Origin of the sequence: Alteribacter natronophilus, assembly GCF_006007885.1 — a bacterium.
Taxonomy (GTDB): domain Bacteria; phylum Bacillota; class Bacilli; order Bacillales; family Salisediminibacteriaceae; genus Alteribacter; species Alteribacter natronophilus.
In genome coordinates this window covers 1,275,614-1,293,739 of sequence record NZ_VCRO01000001.1, presented here as the reverse complement: position 1 = coordinate 1,293,739, position 18,126 = coordinate 1,275,614, and the positions used below count along the sequence as shown (strand labels likewise).

The following is an 18,126-nucleotide window of genomic DNA, read 5'->3' as shown; positions in this document are numbered from 1 at the left end:
AGATCAGTTATTTTGATAGTACCAGAAAAGAGCGGGGGCGTTCTGATTGCTTACTGTGAAACGCGAAAGCAAGGTATCTCTTACACAACAAGTATATGAACAGATTCGAAGCGGTATTTTAAAACAGAAATTTACAGAAGGGGAAAAACTCCCCTCCACCAGAGAACTGGCCGCAAGCCTTGGAATTTCAAGAAATGTGTGTCTGGAAGCCTTCGATCGGTTAATTACTGAGGGATACCTGGACGTGAGACCCAGGTCAGGAACTTATGTAGCAAAAGGGATAACCTTTCAGAGGGAGGAAGAAAGGTCTCACCCCGTTTTTCCAGCCAGGGTTTCTAATTTATCCAAGGATGTTATTGATTTTCGGGCCGCCAATCCAGCAATGGATCACTTCCCCCGGAAAATATGGGGCCGTTTATTAAAAGAGGTGTGTATTGACACGCCGGAAGAAGCATTTGCCTACAGTGGTTCCGAGGGAGTCAGGAAACTCAGAGAGGTGCTCTCCCAGTATTTACTGAAAATAAGAGGTGTGCACTGCCATGCGGATCAAATCATCATTACAGCCGGTGCAACCCAAGCTTTGTATATGATTTCCAGGGTATTAACACACCACAATGATCGGTTTATTGCAGTAGAGGATCCGGTGACTGATGAAATGAGACGGATCTTTTCTATTGCTGGAGCAAAGGTGCATCCTGTTCCGGCTGACGAAGAAGGGATTATTCCGGAAAGTCTGCCGCTTCACATTAAGCCAAGCTTTCTTTTTACCATCCCATCCCACCAGTTTCCTTTAGGAGGGACACTATCCATTCAGCGGAGAGTAAAGCTTATAGAATACAGCAGGAAAATGGATACCTATATTGTGGAAGATGATTATGACAGTGAATTTACGTATGAAGGAGTTCCGGTGCATTCCATTCAGGGGCTGAATCCGGAAAGGGTCCTTTATGTGGGAACCTTCAGTAAGATTTTATCGCCGGCACTGAGAATAGGATATGTGGTGCTGCCGCCGTACCTGGTGAACCGCTTCCGCGAGCTGAAATGGTACACTGACCGTCATACCTCCTCGCTGGAACAGCATGTTTTAGCCAGGTTTATTGAAGAAGGCTTTCTTGACCGACATGTCAGAAGGATGAAGAAAATATATCAAAAACGCCGCGAAGCACTTACGGCCAGTCTTCGTGAGCATTTTCCTTCAGCAAAGATATTAGGGCAGTCATCGGGGATGCATTTAGTGGTTGAATTCCCGGGAGTCGTATTTTGTGAAAAGGTGAAGGAACTGCTCCATGAAGCCGGTGTCCTCGTCTACCCCGTGGAAGATTATGCACTCAATAAAGGTGCTCACCAGCAAAAAGTTGTCTTAGGATACGGAAGCTTAACAGAGAAGAAAATAAAGGAAGGTGTGAATAGACTGAGTGAAGCGCTGCAGAGGATTAAAGAAGCGCCATCCTAAGCCGGATGGCGCTTGATCTTTTACTCTGCAGGCAACTGGTTTCCGGGCGGCTTTTCCTTCTTCAGGCGCGAAGTTTGAAAAAAAAAACACTATAATAAGATATAAAACAGTTAAAGGAAATGTGTAAATAGACCCGATCGGTGATCAGATCGGGCTATTCCTATTCCTTTATTGAGGGTTATTTCCACTCATACTACTTTCATTCGAAATATCAAATGTATTAAAAATGAAGGTCTCTTCAAATTTTTTTTAAACATTAAGGTTACAATGGGGAAAAAAGCATAGGAGGACATATAGTGGTTAAAATCCTGATCGTTGAAGATGAAATTCAGATGCAGAATCTGCTTTCTTTCTGCCTGAAGTCCATGGATGCCCAAATTACCAAGGCTGATTCTGGTGAGCAGGCTTTAAGCATTATAAAAAACGAACCGTTTGATATCATTCTGCTTGATATCCTGATGCCTGGCATGAGCGGATTCGAAGTACTTGAACAGCTTGAAAAGGAAGGAAGTCCTGTTCCGGTAGTTATTCTGTCGGCCCTCGGTGAGACCGAGGAGGTTGTAAGAGGGCTGAATGCCGGAGCGTACGATTATGTAACCAAACCATTTGAACCTCAGGAACTGCTGGCCCGTGTGCAGTCTGTGATCAGGAGGACAAATCAGCCGAAAGTCAGTAAAAAGAGGAAAGTGAATGGAGGGATTGTTCTGGATACAGAAGATATGATGGTGCTGTACAGGGAACGCCCTGTACCTCTGACAAAAAAGGAATTCCACCTCTTTGCACGCCTTTTTTTAAACCCCGGCAGAGTGTATACAAGAGAACAGCTCCTCTACCTGGAATGGGACGATCTGGATGAGCGCGATTACCGAAATGTTGATGCGCACATTAAAAATGTAAGGGAGAAGCTGAAAAGCGCGGGGGTGGAGCGTAAAGTCATTGAAACGGTATGGGGAATCGGGTATCGGATTCCGGTGGAACCGGAGGGGCAGACATGAAGCTCTCGTCAAAACTGTCATTTTTCATATTAGCTGCCACAACAGCAGTCATTCTTGTTATGGGAACATCCTATTATTTTATCTCAAAGAATTTTTATCAGAGCCAGCTTGAGGGAGAAGTGAAAGATCGTCTTCAGGCACACAGAGATGCAATAGAGTCTGAGCCTGCCGAGGCTACTTTCGAACACGTTATTCTGATGGAGCGGAGAAACATTGAAAATAGCTTCATTATCTTCAACGAAGATTTTACGGTACAGGCAGAAACAGGTGCCATATCAGAGGAAGATCTTGAAGTATATCAGAGCTGGATAGCTGCTGCCGAATCTTCAAGGCATGGAGGAGCAGGGTTTGTAGAAACAGTGGAACAGCATATTCCTCATATATGGGCATTCGAACCAATCGTAGTTGATGGTGAAATTACAGCCTTTTTGTTCATTGATCAGGACACCGGTGAATTTGAAACGATTAAACAGAGTCTGATTATGCTGATCGTCATAATGAGTGCTGCAGCTCTCGTTTTCTCAGGCATCATGGTGATTTATTATACAAATAAAATTACCTCCCCCCTTGTGAAATTGCGACAGACGACGAAGGAAATTGCATCAGGAAACTTTAATGTGGAATTTTCCAGAAGGGAAAGAGACGAACTTTCCTTTCTGATAGAGGATATTTCATCTATGGCGAAGCAGCTGAAGGAATACCGTGATACTAAACAGTCATTCCTGTCCAATATATCTCACGATCTGCGAACGCCATTAACTTACATTAAGGCTTATTCTGCTTTTCTGAAGGAAAGAGATGGCGATCAGGAAGTACAGGAACAGTCAGGGATCATATATAAGGAAGCTGAACGTATGGAAAAACTGGTTCAGGATCTATTTCATTTAATGAAACTGGAGGAAGGTAACGAACCACTAATGTGCCAGAGAACAGACCTCTCACCTTTTCTTAGTGAAGTCATCAGTAAAGTGAGGTTCCTTACAAAGGAAAAGAACCTCACGGTCACGGAAAATTATCATCAGGAGAGCATCCATGTGGAGCTTGATGCTTTTCAGATGGAGCGGGCACTTCTGAATCTAATGGAAAACTGTATCAGGCATACCCCTGAAGGAGGGTCTTTAAAAATTGGAACGGCCCTGATTAATGGTCAGGCGATGATTGAAATAAGTGATAACGGAGAAGGCATTCCACAGGAGGCACTTTTAAATATCTGGGACCGATTTTACCGGGTGGACAAGGCAAGAAACTCTGAAAAAGGAGGCAGCGGTCTGGGGCTTCCAATTACTAAACAGATAGTTAAACAGCATGGCGGTACAATTCAGGTGTCCAGTAATCCTGGAAAAGGAACAACTTTTTATATTTATCTGAATGCTGAAAGTTGAGGCTTCAGGTTCAATCCTGAAGTCTTTTTCTACAGTAATTTCAGCTTGCCTGTCCCGATCAGTCATCAAAAATAGACAATTTTATACAATAAAATTGTTAATTTTTCACCTTCATTACATGAATTTATTAGTTTGGTAACGAATATCAAATAATCTTTTATATATTCCCTTCAGAATGTAAGATAAAACCTGTGGTAGCGACAAAATAGAAATAGAGAGAAAAAATACCACAATCATTAAACAGGGAGAGGAATTATTATGAAAAAGGTTATTATGAGTGCATTAATTGCAGGAGGAGTTTTAGCAGTTCCGTCCATAGCAGATGCATCTTTGAGCTCTGGAGATCGTGGACAGGATGTTCGAGACCTGCAGATTGCTCTTGCAGAAGAAGGGTTCAGCGGAGGCACACAGGGGATTTTTGGTCCAAAAACCCTTGCAGCTGTACAAGCCTACCAGCTTCAAAACGGTATATCGAGCCCGGCAGGTAACTTCTATGGTGTAGCAGGTCCACAGACATTAAGCTCACTGGGACTGAGTGGTTCATCTTCGTCACCTGCAGTTGCAGGTGTCAGTACAGGCAGCACATCAGGCGTTATTGGTACAGCTGAAGGTTATCTTGGAACTCCATATGTTTGGGGAGGGACAACGTCGGCGGGATTTGACTGCAGCGGTTTTATCCAGACCGTTTATGCTCAGCATGGCAAACAGCTTCCGAGAACAGTTGCACAAATGTGGGATGCGACAAGCCCTGTCTCAAATCCACAACCGGGAGATCTCGTCTTCTTTGAAACACGGACAGGTCCATCTCATGCCGGTATTTACATGGGTAACAACGAATTCATTCACTCCGGAGCCTCAACAGGGGTTACAGTATCTGATATGACCAGCTCATACTGGAGCAATGCCTATATGGGTGCACGGCGTTAATAGATTAAATATTTCAGGATGTCTAAGACCGTCTGTGACGGTTGGGGACATCCTTTTTTATTTTGCTCTGGAAAAATGGCAATTATGGAGATCTGTTCTTCATAAAAACTTCAATTTTCTTTTATATGATTTAGAACATGTGACTGTAGTGATCGCTATTGTTTAAGGATGGAGAAAGGCGAGCAGATTAAATAGCTTAGAACCTTCTGCGTGTGCAGGAGGTTTTTATTATAGTGCGCTTTTTCATACTTTCTTAAAATTTCTTGGGTATGGTTGTTAGGAATCTACAAAAGGAAGTGTTCTAAATGAGTGATATAAGTAAAAATGCAATTCAGACAAGGCTGAAAAATGGACTGATCGCCATACCGCAAATATTAATGGAAGAGGAGATCATAAAAAAAAACACAGAAATTACGGTAGTGATTTCACCAGGAACAAATGATATTGTTCTCAGGAATGATAAGGAACCGGGCCAGGAAAATAGAGCCGTTGTCAATAAGAGGGGAGCCTTCTGGCTTCCGGTGGAAATAAAGAACATTCTTGGTATTCGGGAAAACGATCTTTTTATGGTATATGCAGGCCGGGAGAAGGAAGTCATTTTGACACCTGTGCCTAAAGGTGAGGAAAGGCAGGGGAGGTAATATTAAGAAGCGGAGAATGTATCTCAGATCTGCTGTGTTGTCCATTCTAATCCTCGCTAGTTTAATTAATTGATAAAGACGGAATGGTGCTGGAAAGAACTGTTGGGGGAAAAACCGAAGACCAGGTTATAGAAGCGTTGGACCGCCTAATTCCGGATGTGTCATAAATGAATTAACGCCTGCCCTGTATTTTCATACTTTCTTTAAATATCCAGGGTAGGATTACTGTAGATGGTGGAAATAACGGTTGGCCTTTAATTGCTTTATCTTCACTTTAATACGTTAAGTGTCAGGATGGACCAGGGTCAGCCCCAAGATTAGTAAAGCCGGGGGAGGTATTCGTTTTTGTTTGAGGCAGTAGAGCGAGTCAGTTCCATCTTCAGAGAACCATTTATGAATGCTGCGATGAGTGTAGAATCAGTCCCGATTCTCTTTGCACTGATGCTTGGGAGCGTAGGGGCCCTGGCCCCATGTCAATTTTCAGGGAATCTCAGTGCTATTACCCTGTACGGCAGTAAATCAATTAATAAAGGAGTTTCCTGGTCCGAGACGCTTTTTTACACGCTTGGAAAAGTGGTGGCGTTTACAGGGCTTGGAGCCATTGTCTGGCTCCTTGGTCAGGAATTCCAGCGGGAACTTACATTATACTTTCCATGGATCAGACGCCTTTTAGGCCCAATGCTCATTGTAATTGGTTTGTACATGGTGGGGGTATTTAAACTCAGAGGAAATCTGTTTTTGTGGAAACAGAAAAAACATAAGCAGAACGGAGGAAAATGGGGCGCATTTATGCTTGGTTTCAGCTTCTCTCTTGGATTCTGTCCCACAATGTTTCTGCTGTTTTTCATGCTGCTGATGCCCTTAACCTTATCAACTTCCTATGGTGCAGTTCTCCCTGGGGTTTTTGCTATAGGAACAGCAATTCCTTTCTTAATCGTCATTTTAGCAATCTGGTATTTGGGTTCAGGAAGTTCAGTGATAAAAAGAGGGAGGAAAATAGGGAAAATAATTCAGTATTCAGCAGGGGTCTTTATGATTCTGCTTGGAGTACTGGATATGCTGACTTTCTGGTAATTAAATTGGAAGGAATTTAAAAAGAGTTTTTTTACCCTAATTTTAAAGGAGGAAATATGATGAAAAAGGCAAAATTTCTTGCAGCAGCTATCTTGACAACCGGTGTACTCGCAGCAGCCTGTGCCCCTCAGGAGGATCAACAGGATAATATGGATGATGACATGGAACAGGGTGATATGGATCATGAAGATATGGACGAGCACCATGAAGACATGGACGAGCATCATGACGAGGATGAACACCATGAAGAAGATTCGGATAACGGTCATCATGACGACGATGAGCATCATTCGAATGGAGAAGAACATGATGCTTCTCCGCCGGGCAATATGAATGACAATGCCCGGGAAGGCCTGCAGGTGGAAAATACAAAGAATGTTACCAGAATTAGTGAAGATAATCCCGTGGCATTTTCCGTTCTTGCTTCCCAGACAATCTGGCCTGCTACCCACGAAGAGAATCAGCCAGGCACCGTTATTCTTGCACCATTGGATCAGTGGCAGTACTCGCTGGCATCACTGACGCTTGTCCATCACCCTAATGACGGCCCGGTGCTTTACTATGATGAATCCTTAACAGAGGAGGTGATGGATGAAATAAACCGGCTGCAGCCGAAAGGGAATTCCGAAGGCATTGAAGTCATGGTAATGGGAGATCTCAGTGAGGATGAGATGGATAAGCTTGATTCCTACGAATTAGAACATCTGACTGCGGAGGATCCAGCCTCATTTGCTGCTTTGATTGATGAGCATTATGCAGAGCTGACTGGCAGCCTACCGGAAAATGTGATTGTTGGTTCAATGGAGGATGATGCAAGACTGATGACATCGGTAGCGGGAGACTGGATTTCCCACATGGACGAGCCTCTTCTGTATGTGGAAAGCGACGACATTCCTGAGGCAACAGTCGAAGCCCTTGAAAAACGCGAGGACGCAGTAATTTACATTGTAGGAAGTGAGAATGAGGTATCAGGTACAGTTGAGGAAGACCTCAGCTCCTATGGCGAAGTTAAAAGAATTGACGGGGATAATCCCGTAGATCTGTCCATCGCATTTGCTTCTTATTATGACGAGGACACCGGTTTTGGGTGGGGCATTGATGAACCGGGCCATGGTCTGACATTTGCTTCAACATCCAGTCCGGATCTTGCTGTACCTGGAAGTCCACTGGCCCATCTGGGCAAACACGCCCCGATGATCTGGCTTGAAGATGGAGAACTGAATGAGTCAGTATATGAATACCTGGCAGAACTGAAGCCGACTTTCGAAAACGATCCGACAGAAGGGCCGTATAATCATGGCTACCTGTTCGGCAGTGAAGAGCTCATTGACTTTTACGTGCAGGGAATTATTGACGAGCGAATGGAAATTGTATCTGCATCAGGAGATGACCACGGAGGCCATTAAGAGAAAAGCAGTTTAAACTGTTATGTTAAGTCTACAATTGAAGTTAATTTAAGGAGGGCTTTAGATGGCACATGAAAAATACAGTACTTTGATTTCAGCACTGCACGAGTGTATGGAGGCATGTAACCACTGCTTTGATTCCTGTTTAGAAGAAAATGATGTTGCGATGATGGCAGAATGCATTCGTCTGGATAGAGAATGCGCTGACATCTGCGGTTATCTTGAACAGGCTCTTGGCCGAAACACACCATTTGCGGAGGACCTTGCAGAAGTATGTGCAAAGATTTGTGAAGCGTGTGGAAAAGAATGTCAAAAACATGACCATGACCATTGTCAGAGATGCGCTGAAGCCTGTTTCAAATGTGCCGATGAATGCAGAAAGTTCGCTGCTTAATTGTATATTTACAGAGGCTGCTCCGGAAAGCAATCCGGAGCAGCCTCTTTCTGCTGTATCTGAAAGATCTTGGGGGTTCAAAGGATGGCTTGGTTTTGTTGTTGTATACCCAAGGAGGGTATAGTATAATAATTTGACAATTATAAAAATTAAGCGGGGGAGGATTATTCTGAAGAAAAAGTTTACCGCGTTTGCGGTCAACGGTGGAATTGGATTTGGTGCAAAATTAACTCCAAAACAGCTTGTTGTACTAGGGAATTACCTTGACGAAGACCAGGAAATTGAACTGACAACTTTTCAGCAGCTGATCATTAAAGTGGAGGAGGAAAAGGCAGCAGAGGCGGAAGTACAGCTCAAACGTGCAGGATTTTCAGTTTATAAAGTTGGCCCTTACGTCAAAAGCCTCCGGACATGTAATTTCTGTAAGGGTGAGGAACGAGAAGGGATGCCGGTAGCTAAAGAGCTGAACGCAAGGATTGCTGGTCAGCCGGTTCCATTTACACTAAGGGCATCGTACACCGGTTGTTCCAATGCATGTGGAGAACCCCTGATTAATGATATTGGGGTAATTAAGCGCAAGGATACCTATGATCTTTATGTGGGAGGAAAAGCCACAGGTGAAGATGCCCGAACCGGCAGATTGCTTAAAGATGGTCTTAAACCGAATGAATTGTATGATCTGGTTGATGAGGTATTAGGCGTCTACAGAGAAAATGGAAGGAAACGTGAACGGATTGCAAAATTTGTCGACCGATTCGGTTTCGACAATCTGAAAAGAGAAGTGGGTTTATAATTGGAGTCTCAAGATCAGAGCAAAGTGATTTGTACTGATCTTGAGGTTTATTAGTTTACGATCAATGTCCCCCTCATTCCTGCCTCTTTATGACCGGGGATGGTACAGAAAAATTCATAAGTTCCAGTTTTCAATGGTGTAAAGATGATGGAGGATGTTTCGTGCGGCATTGCGTGAACATGGACTGAATAGGGCTTGTGGTATCCTGCATGGTTAAGAGAATGATAGATCAGGAGGTATACTGTGATGATATCCTCAACCAGATGTCAGCTGTACAGTCAGCACTAAACAGGCATCATTTTCACCCGGAGCAGACCAGTGAGGGAACTTTTTCAAGTTCGGCAGATCTGGAGAAGTGGAGTAGCTTCAAAAGCTGCTGGGGTGAAAACAACTCAGCGGTGAAAGATAAAAAGCCATGGGGGGTTAAACCCATGGCTTTTTTGGTGATTCCCGACTAGCAGTGCAATGTTGTTATGAAGCTTCTGAAGACTCTGGCTCACTTTCTTCGTGCCCTTCTTCCGATTTGGAAACCATAGCAGCACACGTAGCATCTCCGGTAATGTTAACAGCGGTACGAAGCATGTCAAGAATCCGGTCTACACCAAGAACAAGCGCAATCCCTTCAACAGGGAGACCGACAGCAGTGAGAACCATTGCCAGCATGATCATTCCTACTCCAGGAACACCGGCTGTTCCAATACTCGCAAGCGTTGCCGTTAAGATTACCGTAAGCAAATCACCGAAAGATAAACTTGTCGCATATACCTGGGCTATAAACACAGTTGCCACTGCCTGCATTATTGCAGTACCATCCATATTAATCGTAGAACCGAGCGGCTGGACAAAGCTGCTGACAGGTTTTGATACTTTCAAATCCTGCTGCGCTACACGCATGGATACCGGCAATACAGCACTGCTGCTTGACGTACTGAATGCCACGACCATTGCAGGGAAGAACTTTTTTATAAACTCAATCGGGCTGCGTTTTGCGATGAACTTCAGAACCGATCCGTAAGTGATCACTGTATGGAGAACAAGTGCTGTAATAACGGCTGCCATATATAAAAGCATGGCTTGAAGAGCTGACATCCCCAACTCTCCAATTGCTGAAGCGATGAGTGCAAATGCACCGACAGGAGCCAGATACATTACAACCTTAACAAGGAACATCATAATGTCGTTCCCTTGTTCCACAAGCTTTAAGACTCCTGATGTTTTGTCCCCCAGCCTTGAGAGCGCAAAACCGATTAAGACAGCAAAGGCAATAATCTGAAGCATTTCCCCTTCTGCCATAGCCTGGATCGGATTTTCCGGGATGATGTTGAGCAGTGTATCCATCACCGGCGGCGCTTCTTCCGCTTCATAGTCCGTTGTTTGTGTCTCAAAACCTCCACCGGCACCTGGCTGAATAATATAGGCCATTGAAAGTCCGATAATTAAAGCGATTGCAGTGGTTATTAAATAAAAGCTTACCGTTTTACCGCCAATTCGTCCGAGCTTCTTCGGGTCACTGACGCCTGCTGTTCCTAAAATAATTGAAAATAAAACCAGGGGAACAACAAGCATCGTTATTGAATTAATAAATAAAGTACCAAGAGGGGTAAAGAAATAATTATCTGCATAAACAAAAGCCCCAGGGGCGACCAGGTTAAACCCCAAACCTGTTACCAGTCCCAGTATTAACGCAATGATAATATACTTCGTTAATTTCATAAGCTCCTCCTTTTTTAAAATGATGGCTTTGTTAAATCTTAATGTTGATTTTTAGTAGTTGATTGGAGCGAACGCGCGACACTCCTGCGGGAACAGCACCAACGGAAGACCCCGCAGGGCGGTTTTCCCGAGGAGGCTGCAGTGGTGCCCGCGGAAAGGGAGCGCAGTGAGTGAAAATCAACAACGAACTTTAACAGAGCCAATAGGATAAAGACAACCGCTTTTATTTTAAAACTATTTATCGCATTATGTCCCACGCGACAATCACTTTCTTTATAAAAGAATATGTAATTTGGTGTCTGTTTCACTCGAATATTGTCGAACGTGCGAGCTTATAAGATCAAGGAGACCATCTTAAAACTGTGCAGGCCGATTCAGAGCTGGACATTTTGACTGTAGAGAAGAAAGGTGCTGATGCGTGAGTAGTCATACTCTTTTTGATAATCACGATGCCGTCAAGGGATTTTGGCCGGTCAGTCAAAAACCGGTTCTACCGTCACCGGAAAAACGCTCTTAAACCGAAAAAAGCGGATTAAAGAAGCGCCATCCAAAGCCGGAAGGCGCTTGATCTCTTCTTCTTTTTATATTCTTTTCCGTTTTTTCTCCGGCCCTCTAAAGCAAATGTTCAAAAAACCTTGTGAAAAAGGCCCACATATTTTTTCTGAATCTTTTAGCAGCCGGTACTTCTGCTTCTTCTGCGAACTCGCTTTCTTCAAAGGAGCCATCATCATTTACTAACAGGCTCTCATGTGTCATAAGATTGTCCACATGACCTCTTAACTCCATAGCAACTTCCTCACTGTCAACCACAATCATACTTTCTGTACTTAAATAAACACTTCTGGGGTCTAAGTTGAACGAACCGATCATACTGATTCTGTCATCAATCATATAGGATTTTCCGTGAATGGACTGGTCCGGCCCTTGATATTCGTACAAATCCGCTAAAGTTCCGGCAAGTTCTTCCCTGTACCTGGAGTAGCCGCCATACGCAGGAAGGTTGGGACTGGCTGCCAGTGAATTGGTCAGTATTTCCACTTTGGGTGCAGAAATAGCGTCAAGATCTAAATGCTTCATTACTCTTTCCGAAGGAATAATAAATGGACTTTGCATAAAGATATATTCTTCTGCGCTTTCAAGCAGGTTGGTTATATCTCTCCAAACTACTGGTTCCTTATTCATCCGTTCTATGGGATTATGGATAAAAGTCACCTTTCTCGTCGGTAAGGAACGTTCTTCCCAATCGATTTCCTGTTGAAATAATTCGCTGGAGGAGTAGTGAAACTCTTCAAGTATCTCTCTCAATTCATTAAGCTGGTCTTCTCCTGCCGCAAGCTGTGGCTCCGACACGTTCTCTGTCTGAGACTGGGAAAACTCATGGTTCCAGACATAATCAAAATAATTCTGTATATCATCTATCACACTATTGTCAGCACCGGAATTATAGATTACGGCATCACGGTCATTAGTCGCCCCTTCAAACCCTTCAGGCGCGAAATATCTGTCTCCGATATTTCTTCCGCTTATCATCGATAGATTATTATCCGAAATAACAAGTTTATCGTGCAATCTGTTATTAAGCGTCCACGGCCTTAGCAGATCCACCGGTTCATAAAATTTCAAATCAATATTAGGGTGGCTGGCAAACGCATATACAATATCTGTATATTCTCCCCTCATCCCATGAAACATGCCATCAAGGAGCACTCTTACTTGAACTCCCCGGTCTGCCGCTTCTACGATCGATGCAAAAAAAATATTGGCTGCACTTCCTTCAGTGAGCTTAAAATTTGTAATATCAAGCGTTTCTTCTGCATTTTCCTTAATATTATTCCTTGCTTCTTTCGACTCCAGCCTTCCTTCAATAAGAGCCACTCGGTCCTCCGATTCGTCATCTCCATAAAAACGCTCCGGGTCGTGATCTGCCGGGCTGCTGTTTGTGTCATATCCTGATAACTGAAAAATGATCACTCCGGAAAAAAGCGCATAAAGAACATATCCAATAATGACAAATATTATGATTCCTGCGATTCGTTTAATCTTTCTCACCTCTTCTGCTGCTGCAAATAAACTGGAAATTAATTATACATGCCACCTGTATACCCTGTTTTATTCCAATTTACCCATCGATTTGCAACGAGGAGCCAGCTATATACTCCCGGCCTTTATGAAGCTGTTCCACGAGTTCTGGATCAACATAAATCGCTTTCTGGAAGCAGGTGAACTGATCGGCTCGGCAATCTGTGATTTTGCTCGCAAAGATCATCCCGGCCGCGGACGTTCCAATAAGGCTCCCGGCAGAACAGGCGTCCTTCTGAAAGAAGATGAACGTCTGAACATCTCCTATCACCGCTAAATAGAAGAACCGTTCCTGCCGGGAACGGTTCTTTTGCTGAATCTCAATATAAAAAAGCTGTACCATTTAGGACAGCCTGGCATTTACTCTGTAAACAAATGGTTCCCTATCGTTGTCACAGTTGGTCTTGAAGCGATTCAGGGTTATGTAATCAACAAAAGAGGCTTTCTCTTTTCGGAAGAGACAGCCCCTTTTAGCCTATGGCCAGATATTTAATTCATTGGTTTATCTTCTATAAAACTGCTGTTTTCAAACACTGCAGTCTGACCTTTGCTTTCCGTGAGCCGGCGGCGATCTTCTCTTCTCAAGTCGGAAATGTTTGCGAAATTAAGCTTTTCGTTTTAACTTTGCTACACTTTTGAGGTAGCACATGTTTTACAGAAGCGGATATCAATCAGGTTGAAATTTGCCCCTCCTGCCACACATTCCGGGCATACCCCTTGTCCGCACTCTTTACAGGCCACTCTTTTTGCTGCCACCTGTCCGCAGCACGAGCAGTTTCTCATTTATTCCACCTCCTTACCATTTGGGCCCTTGTATCATTCCAATACCCTTTTTTCTATGTTCTTTAACTTCTTTTTTGGGACTTTTCTGTCATTTTACTGCAAGGCGGAGCCTCTTTAGTGTTCAATATGATATTCCTGGCCCGTCACACGGAGAAAAAAGGGAGCGAAACCGAAAGAGGCAGAATAAAAAAGCGCCATCCTGAGCAGGATGGCGTCTGATCATTTACTCTGCAAATAAGTGGTTTCCGATGGTTGTCACAGGGGTTCTGGAAAAAATCCACTGCGAGGTTGCGATTTCAGGATTATAATAATAAGTCGATCCATATGATGGATCCCAGCCGAGATGGGCATCTTTTACGGCTTTGTAGGCGGTGCGGTCGGGTGTCAGGTAGTACTGGCCATCGATAACGGCTGTAAAGGCGTTACGCTGAAACACGACGCCATCTACGTTCGAAGGGAAACCCGCATCCCGGACGCGGTTCAGAATAACGGCAGCAACGGCAACCTGCCCTTCATAGGATTCTCCGCGGGCTTCCCCGTGGACAACGTGGGCCATGGTTGTCACGTTATTGGATTTCTGCAGGGTTACAGGTCCGGCAACACCGTCGGGTGCAAGACTGAAGTCAGATTGAAAAGAACGCACCGCTTCCTCTGTCATTGACCCGTAATAGCCGGTAGGGGAAACAGGAAGATAACCGAGCTTGTGCAGAGTTTCCTGAAGTTCCGTTACCTTTTCTCCTGTGCTGCCCTGCTCAAGCATTGATGCTTCGGCGTGGGATGGTAAAATTAGTAATGCAATCATAAGAGCGAAAAGCAAAGTCCATTTCCTCAACGAAATTACCCCTTTCATGCTGTGTGAGATTTTACTCCGACAGTGTGTCGAAGTCTATAATTTCATATTACGACAGACAGATTCCCTGTTCCTACAGGTTGAAACGCGCTCACTGAAGATGGAGGGGAAAGACCTTTTCGTTAAGGGGGCGTTGGTCCGGTCATGAGGTTCTGCGGAGAAAAAACAATGAGTCTTTTATGCTCGAAATATATAAAGGAGCCGGATCATTTTCCGGCTCCTTTTTTCAGCAGCTGCTTACTTTCTCATATTTTCATTATCCGGAACTTTCGGTTCTTCATAGTATTTCGGGATGAGGGACATAATCGTATCCACATCCACGTCCAGATCGTTTTCGTAGGCGTACTTCATGGCAAATCCGAGAGCAATGGTGAGTGATCCGGCCACACCCGCTGCTGTGATGCTGCCTGCGACAGGAACGACTTTGACAGCCTGTCGGAAGGTGGTACGGCCAATATTTCCCACTACCGTTGCTATGGCCAGCTCTTTTGCCCTGCGCCTGCTGATCGGTTTATCATAGAGTTTTCCGAGGCGGACCATCATTGTTACCTGAATGCCCGTGATCGGTACGATATCAGAACCCGGAATTGGCGACAGTCCAACAGTCCCGGCAGCTCCGCCGGCAGCGTAAATCCATTTGTTTGCCACGGGGGATTTGTCCCTCAGGTGTCTGGCAAAGAGAAGGTCTTTACCATTTTTTTTTAGCATATCGAGGATTTCTTCACGCAGTTCCTGAATGTTCGTCCCATCCCTTGATGATATCGGAATTACAGGAAGGGTGACATCCGTGTTGCGCTTCACGTATCCTGCAATATCGTCGATTTCCGAAGGGTCTACTGCATCAATTTTATTCAGTACAAAGATAATATTGCTGTTTTTCCGTTTCAGCTTCCTGAATACTTTCATTTCCCCGTCTGACAATACTGTACCGGCGGCGTTAAGGAAAAACAGGATCACGTCCGCCTGCCGGAAAAATTTCATCGTCTGCTCTGAATTCTTCTTCACCACATCATCAAGCCCCGGTGTGTCGACGAACACGATTTTTTCCGTGTAATAATAGCGGCCCACTTCGATCGTCTGCCCAGGCTCGGGTGCTACAGAAGCAAGTTCATCATCCATCAGGGCATTTACAGTCGATGATTTACCGCTATTAATATCGCCGACAAGAGCGAATGTAATTTCTTTTTCAAGCTGGTCGTTCACCGAAGCAATTTCCTCATCAAATGCTGCTTCGGCTGCATCCTTAATCTGTTTTTCAAGTTCGTCTGATAAATCGTCCGGTTTATGGTCGTACATAGGAGCCACCGTCCTTTCTGTATACGTTAGTAATACCACGGTACAGAAAAGGGCAAACAGATTTTATGTGCTGTTGGTCCTGTGTCAAAGGGCTTTTTTCCTGGCAGGGGCCGCTGTCTTCCGCCTAAATCTTACCTGTGTAGTGAGCATTACCCCTGCGATCACTGTTACGGTGCCTGCCACCTGCATGAGTGTGATGGTTTCGTTCAGAAGGAGCCATGCTCCGACCATCGTGAACACCGGGAGCAGGTTTAGGCATACGGATGCCCTGGACGGTCCAATCAGATCCACTGCCCGGTTGTAGCAGATCAGTGCGACGAATGACGGGAAAATACCAAGATATAGAATTCCGGCCGCATGGGATCCTGCATCGAACGCTGGCAGCCCGGTTATGAACCATTCTCCGATCATAAGAGGGAACAGGACAGCAAGTGAAAGACCGGTCATCACCAAAAGCGCACCGAATGGAGGAAACAGGTGCATGTACCTCTTCACAGCAATGGAGTAGACAGCCCAGGTCAGAATTGCCCCGGTCATGATGAGATCCCCGGCATTCCAGTTAAAGCCTGCCAGGGCAAAAAGGCGACCGTCCATGACAACCCACACTGCGCCTGCAAAAGAAATAACAATACCTGCCCATTGAATCCGTTTCAGGCGCTCTTTTAAAAGAAGTGCACTGAGAACGACAGTTACAACGGGAATCACTGTTTCAAGCACGGCTACATTGGTGGTGCTTGTAAACTGGAGGGAAGCGTAAATAAACGTATTAAAAAAGGCGATACCTGTGAGAGATAAAATAAGAACCGGTTTTCTGTGCTTAATAAAAGAATGTCTGTGCCGCCATGCGGCTTTCGCTCCGATGGGCAGAAGAATTATAAAGGCAATGAGCAGGCGGGAAAAGGCGATGGTGACGGGAGGGAGGTCGTTAATCGCCTTTCCCACAAGAATATTGCCTGCATATAAAAGAACAGCTATGAGCATAAGTACGTAAGGGTAAATCGTGATCACTCCAGAATTAACCGTTTTTTCCACCGTACCATAAGTCGGGTGAATTTGGATCAAAGGAAATAGATAAAGGAAACAGTCGTGCTGCAGCATCGAGAGCAAGGAAGTTCCAGAAGAGGAGGCATGCTGTAAGAAGAGCTTATAGTGGGTGCATCCCAGCTGTTCCCTTATATATGGTAAAATATATGGAGCCTGGTTTTAGGGAGAGATTCTGGTGAAACGTATGATTTTTTATGCAATTGTTTCTGTTCTGCTCGTCATAAACGCCATCCTGGCTCTGATTCAGGGACGCGACCATCTTTGGCTCTGGCTTGCAGTGGCCGGGTTCGCAGTGGCAAGCACCTTTTATGTATTTAAAACAGAACGGAGCGGAGAAGCATAACAGCCATGCGGCACAAGCCGCATGGCTGTTTTTTTAAGCCCGACGTGACTTGTTAACATACAGACCGATAAGAATTACTGCACCGACCCCGCCGAGTATGAGAAGGTAGGGGATAGCCCCGATCAGCACGTTCATCCAGTGAAAGGGAGCATCCCTGGCATATTCCGCCAGAAGCAGCCTGTTATTCTCATCCTGCACGGCGATCGCTTCCTGATCGGAAACACCGTCAATGGAAAAGTACGGCGTGCCTTTTGGATAGGCATTCGACGCGTTGCCGAAGTAACTGCCCGTATATTCGTCTGCCTGCGTACGCACGGAACCGATCTGACCGGTCACGTCCTCAGGATCCACTTCCTCGTCGGTCACTTCATAGACATTCCCGTCCCATACCACAAAGTCGTGTCCCCACGATAATGCATAGGCAGGCAGTGCGATGAGGAGTGCTGAAATAAAAAGCGTTAGACTCATAAACTTTTTTGTCATTATGTAATCACCCGATTAGTTATTAATAACTGTAGTTTATCATAAAAAAAGATACCACTTTCCATTGTTTGACTTTTTGCAAATCGGATTGGCAGAATAGAAATTAATAGGGGAGGTACGTAGCCGTGATTTTATTAATGGGGTTTGTTTTTCCAACGATTATTCTTCTGATGGCGGCGGCCAGACTCATATTTGATGGGGGAGAATGGCCGTACAGAATAACGTGGAGCTTTTTTATCTATTCAGCACTGAACATTATACTTTTTGTTACCTGTTTTTACTGCCTCTTTTCCAATCAGGCCGCAGATATTCTCTGGGATATACTGTGGATCGGAAACGCTCTTACAGGTATTCTGACGGCGGTCAATGAGTGGCGTAACAACCGTGCTTTTGCAGTGGTCATTTTCTGCTTTACTGCTTACGTGCTCATGTTCTACTTATTTTCCCTTTTTATCGGGAGCATGTAATAA

At 44.7% G+C, this 18,126-nt stretch carries 20 protein-coding genes; 12 read left to right on the top strand and 8 right to left on the bottom strand.

The features are described from left to right. Positions 1 to 55: 55 nt before the first annotated feature. The 9 genes from pdxR to FGB90_RS06490 all read left to right on the top strand — a co-directional run bounded on the left by pdxR (position 56) and on the right by FGB90_RS06490 (position 9,065). A complete protein-coding gene (gene pdxR, locus FGB90_RS06530; protein ID WP_306419226.1) occupies positions 56 to 1,453 on the top strand; it encodes a MocR-like pyridoxine biosynthesis transcription factor PdxR in 1,398 nt (465 codons plus the stop codon). A gap of 296 nt (positions 1,454 to 1,749) precedes the next feature. Continuing rightward, complete coding sequence (locus FGB90_RS06525; protein ID WP_138809705.1) at positions 1,750 to 2,448, top strand: response regulator transcription factor; 699 nt, start codon at positions 1,750 to 1,752, stop codon at positions 2,446 to 2,448. Beyond that, entirely contained in the window at positions 2,445 to 3,830 is a 1,386-nt protein-coding gene (locus tag FGB90_RS06520; protein ID WP_171051725.1) for a sensor histidine kinase, read from the top strand. The genes FGB90_RS06525 and FGB90_RS06520 overlap by 4 nt, the downstream gene beginning before the upstream one ends. 258 nt (positions 3,831 to 4,088) lie before the next feature. Next, complete coding sequence (locus tag FGB90_RS06515; RefSeq protein ID WP_138809703.1) at positions 4,089 to 4,757, top strand: C40 family peptidase; 669 nt, start codon at positions 4,089 to 4,091, stop codon at positions 4,755 to 4,757. A 305-nt stretch (positions 4,758 to 5,062) separates the two neighbouring features. Then, positions 5,063 to 5,398 (top strand): hypothetical protein, encoded by a 336-nt coding sequence (locus tag FGB90_RS06510; protein ID WP_138809702.1) that lies wholly within the window; start codon positions 5,063 to 5,065, stop codon positions 5,396 to 5,398. 345 nt (positions 5,399 to 5,743) lie between these two features. Further along, the gene (locus FGB90_RS06505; RefSeq protein WP_246056068.1) at positions 5,744 to 6,472 is read left to right on the top strand and encodes an urease accessory protein UreH domain-containing protein; all 729 of its coding nucleotides are present in this window, start codon (positions 5,744 to 5,746) and stop codon (positions 6,470 to 6,472) included. 56 nt (positions 6,473 to 6,528) lie between these two features. Continuing rightward, on the top strand, positions 6,529 to 7,878 hold the full coding sequence (locus tag FGB90_RS06500) for a cell wall-binding repeat-containing protein (RefSeq protein WP_138809701.1): 1,350 nt from the start codon (positions 6,529 to 6,531) through the stop codon (positions 7,876 to 7,878). Between the two features lie 64 nt (positions 7,879 to 7,942). Next, positions 7,943 to 8,272 carry a four-helix bundle copper-binding protein gene (locus FGB90_RS06495; RefSeq protein WP_138809700.1) on the top strand — a complete coding sequence of 110 codons (330 nt, stop codon included), beginning with the start codon at positions 7,943 to 7,945 and terminating at the stop codon, positions 8,270 to 8,272. Positions 8,273 to 8,405: 133 nt separating this feature from the next. After that, positions 8,406 to 9,065 carry a nitrite/sulfite reductase domain-containing protein gene (locus FGB90_RS06490; protein ID WP_246056067.1) on the top strand — a complete coding sequence of 220 codons (660 nt, stop codon included), beginning with the start codon at positions 8,406 to 8,408 and terminating at the stop codon, positions 9,063 to 9,065. Between the two features lie 50 nt (positions 9,066 to 9,115). Here the strand turns inward: FGB90_RS06490 and FGB90_RS06485 are convergent, their stop codons facing one another. Further along, positions 9,116 to 9,235, bottom strand: coding sequence for a plastocyanin/azurin family copper-binding protein (locus FGB90_RS06485; RefSeq protein WP_138809699.1), 120 nt, complete (start codon positions 9,233 to 9,235; stop codon positions 9,116 to 9,118). A gap of 39 nt (positions 9,236 to 9,274) precedes the next feature. Between FGB90_RS06485 and FGB90_RS06480 the strand changes: the two genes are divergently transcribed. Continuing rightward, positions 9,275 to 9,523: a metal-sensitive transcriptional regulator gene (locus FGB90_RS06480; protein WP_246056066.1), complete on the top strand. Its 249-nt coding sequence runs from the start codon at positions 9,275 to 9,277 to the stop codon at positions 9,521 to 9,523. Positions 9,524 to 9,536: 13 nt separating this feature from the next. On the opposite strand, the gene FGB90_RS06475 is transcribed toward FGB90_RS06480, so the two are convergent. The 6 genes from FGB90_RS06475 to FGB90_RS06450 form a co-directional block, all read right to left on the bottom strand. After that, entirely contained in the window at positions 9,537 to 10,778 is a 1,242-nt protein-coding gene (locus tag FGB90_RS06475) for a dicarboxylate/amino acid:cation symporter (protein ID WP_138809698.1), read from the bottom strand. A 612-nt stretch (positions 10,779 to 11,390) separates the two neighbouring features. Then, positions 11,391 to 12,827 (bottom strand): phospholipase D-like domain-containing protein, encoded by a 1,437-nt coding sequence (locus FGB90_RS06470; protein WP_138809697.1) that lies wholly within the window; start codon positions 12,825 to 12,827, stop codon positions 11,391 to 11,393. Positions 12,828 to 12,897: 70 nt separating this feature from the next. Beyond that, positions 12,898 to 13,200 carry a hypothetical protein gene (locus FGB90_RS06465; protein WP_138809696.1) on the bottom strand — a complete coding sequence of 101 codons (303 nt, stop codon included), beginning with the start codon at positions 13,198 to 13,200 and terminating at the stop codon, positions 12,898 to 12,900. A gap of 663 nt (positions 13,201 to 13,863) precedes the next feature. Then, the gene (locus FGB90_RS06460) at positions 13,864 to 14,472 is read right to left on the bottom strand and encodes a cell wall hydrolase (protein ID WP_246056065.1); all 609 of its coding nucleotides are present in this window, start codon (positions 14,470 to 14,472) and stop codon (positions 13,864 to 13,866) included. A gap of 255 nt (positions 14,473 to 14,727) precedes the next feature. Further along, positions 14,728 to 15,786 (bottom strand): GTPase, encoded by a 1,059-nt coding sequence (locus tag FGB90_RS06455; protein ID WP_138809695.1) that lies wholly within the window; start codon positions 15,784 to 15,786, stop codon positions 14,728 to 14,730. A gap of 84 nt (positions 15,787 to 15,870) precedes the next feature. Continuing rightward, entirely contained in the window at positions 15,871 to 16,794 is a 924-nt protein-coding gene (locus FGB90_RS06450; protein ID WP_306419221.1) for a DMT family transporter, read from the bottom strand. 211 nt (positions 16,795 to 17,005) lie between these two features. Between FGB90_RS06450 and FGB90_RS19625 the strand changes: the two genes are divergently transcribed. Beyond that, on the top strand, positions 17,006 to 17,173 hold the full coding sequence (locus tag FGB90_RS19625) for a hypothetical protein (RefSeq protein WP_171051724.1): 168 nt from the start codon (positions 17,006 to 17,008) through the stop codon (positions 17,171 to 17,173). A gap of 33 nt (positions 17,174 to 17,206) precedes the next feature. On the opposite strand, the gene FGB90_RS06445 is transcribed toward FGB90_RS19625, so the two are convergent. Next, positions 17,207 to 17,656 (bottom strand): hypothetical protein, encoded by a 450-nt coding sequence (locus tag FGB90_RS06445; RefSeq protein ID WP_138809694.1) that lies wholly within the window; start codon positions 17,654 to 17,656, stop codon positions 17,207 to 17,209. A 125-nt stretch (positions 17,657 to 17,781) separates the two neighbouring features. On the opposite strand from FGB90_RS06445, the gene FGB90_RS06440 reads away from it, so the two are divergent. Beyond that, positions 17,782 to 18,123: a hypothetical protein gene (locus FGB90_RS06440; protein WP_138809693.1), complete on the top strand. Its 342-nt coding sequence runs from the start codon at positions 17,782 to 17,784 to the stop codon at positions 18,121 to 18,123. Positions 18,124 to 18,126 lie beyond the last annotated feature (3 nt).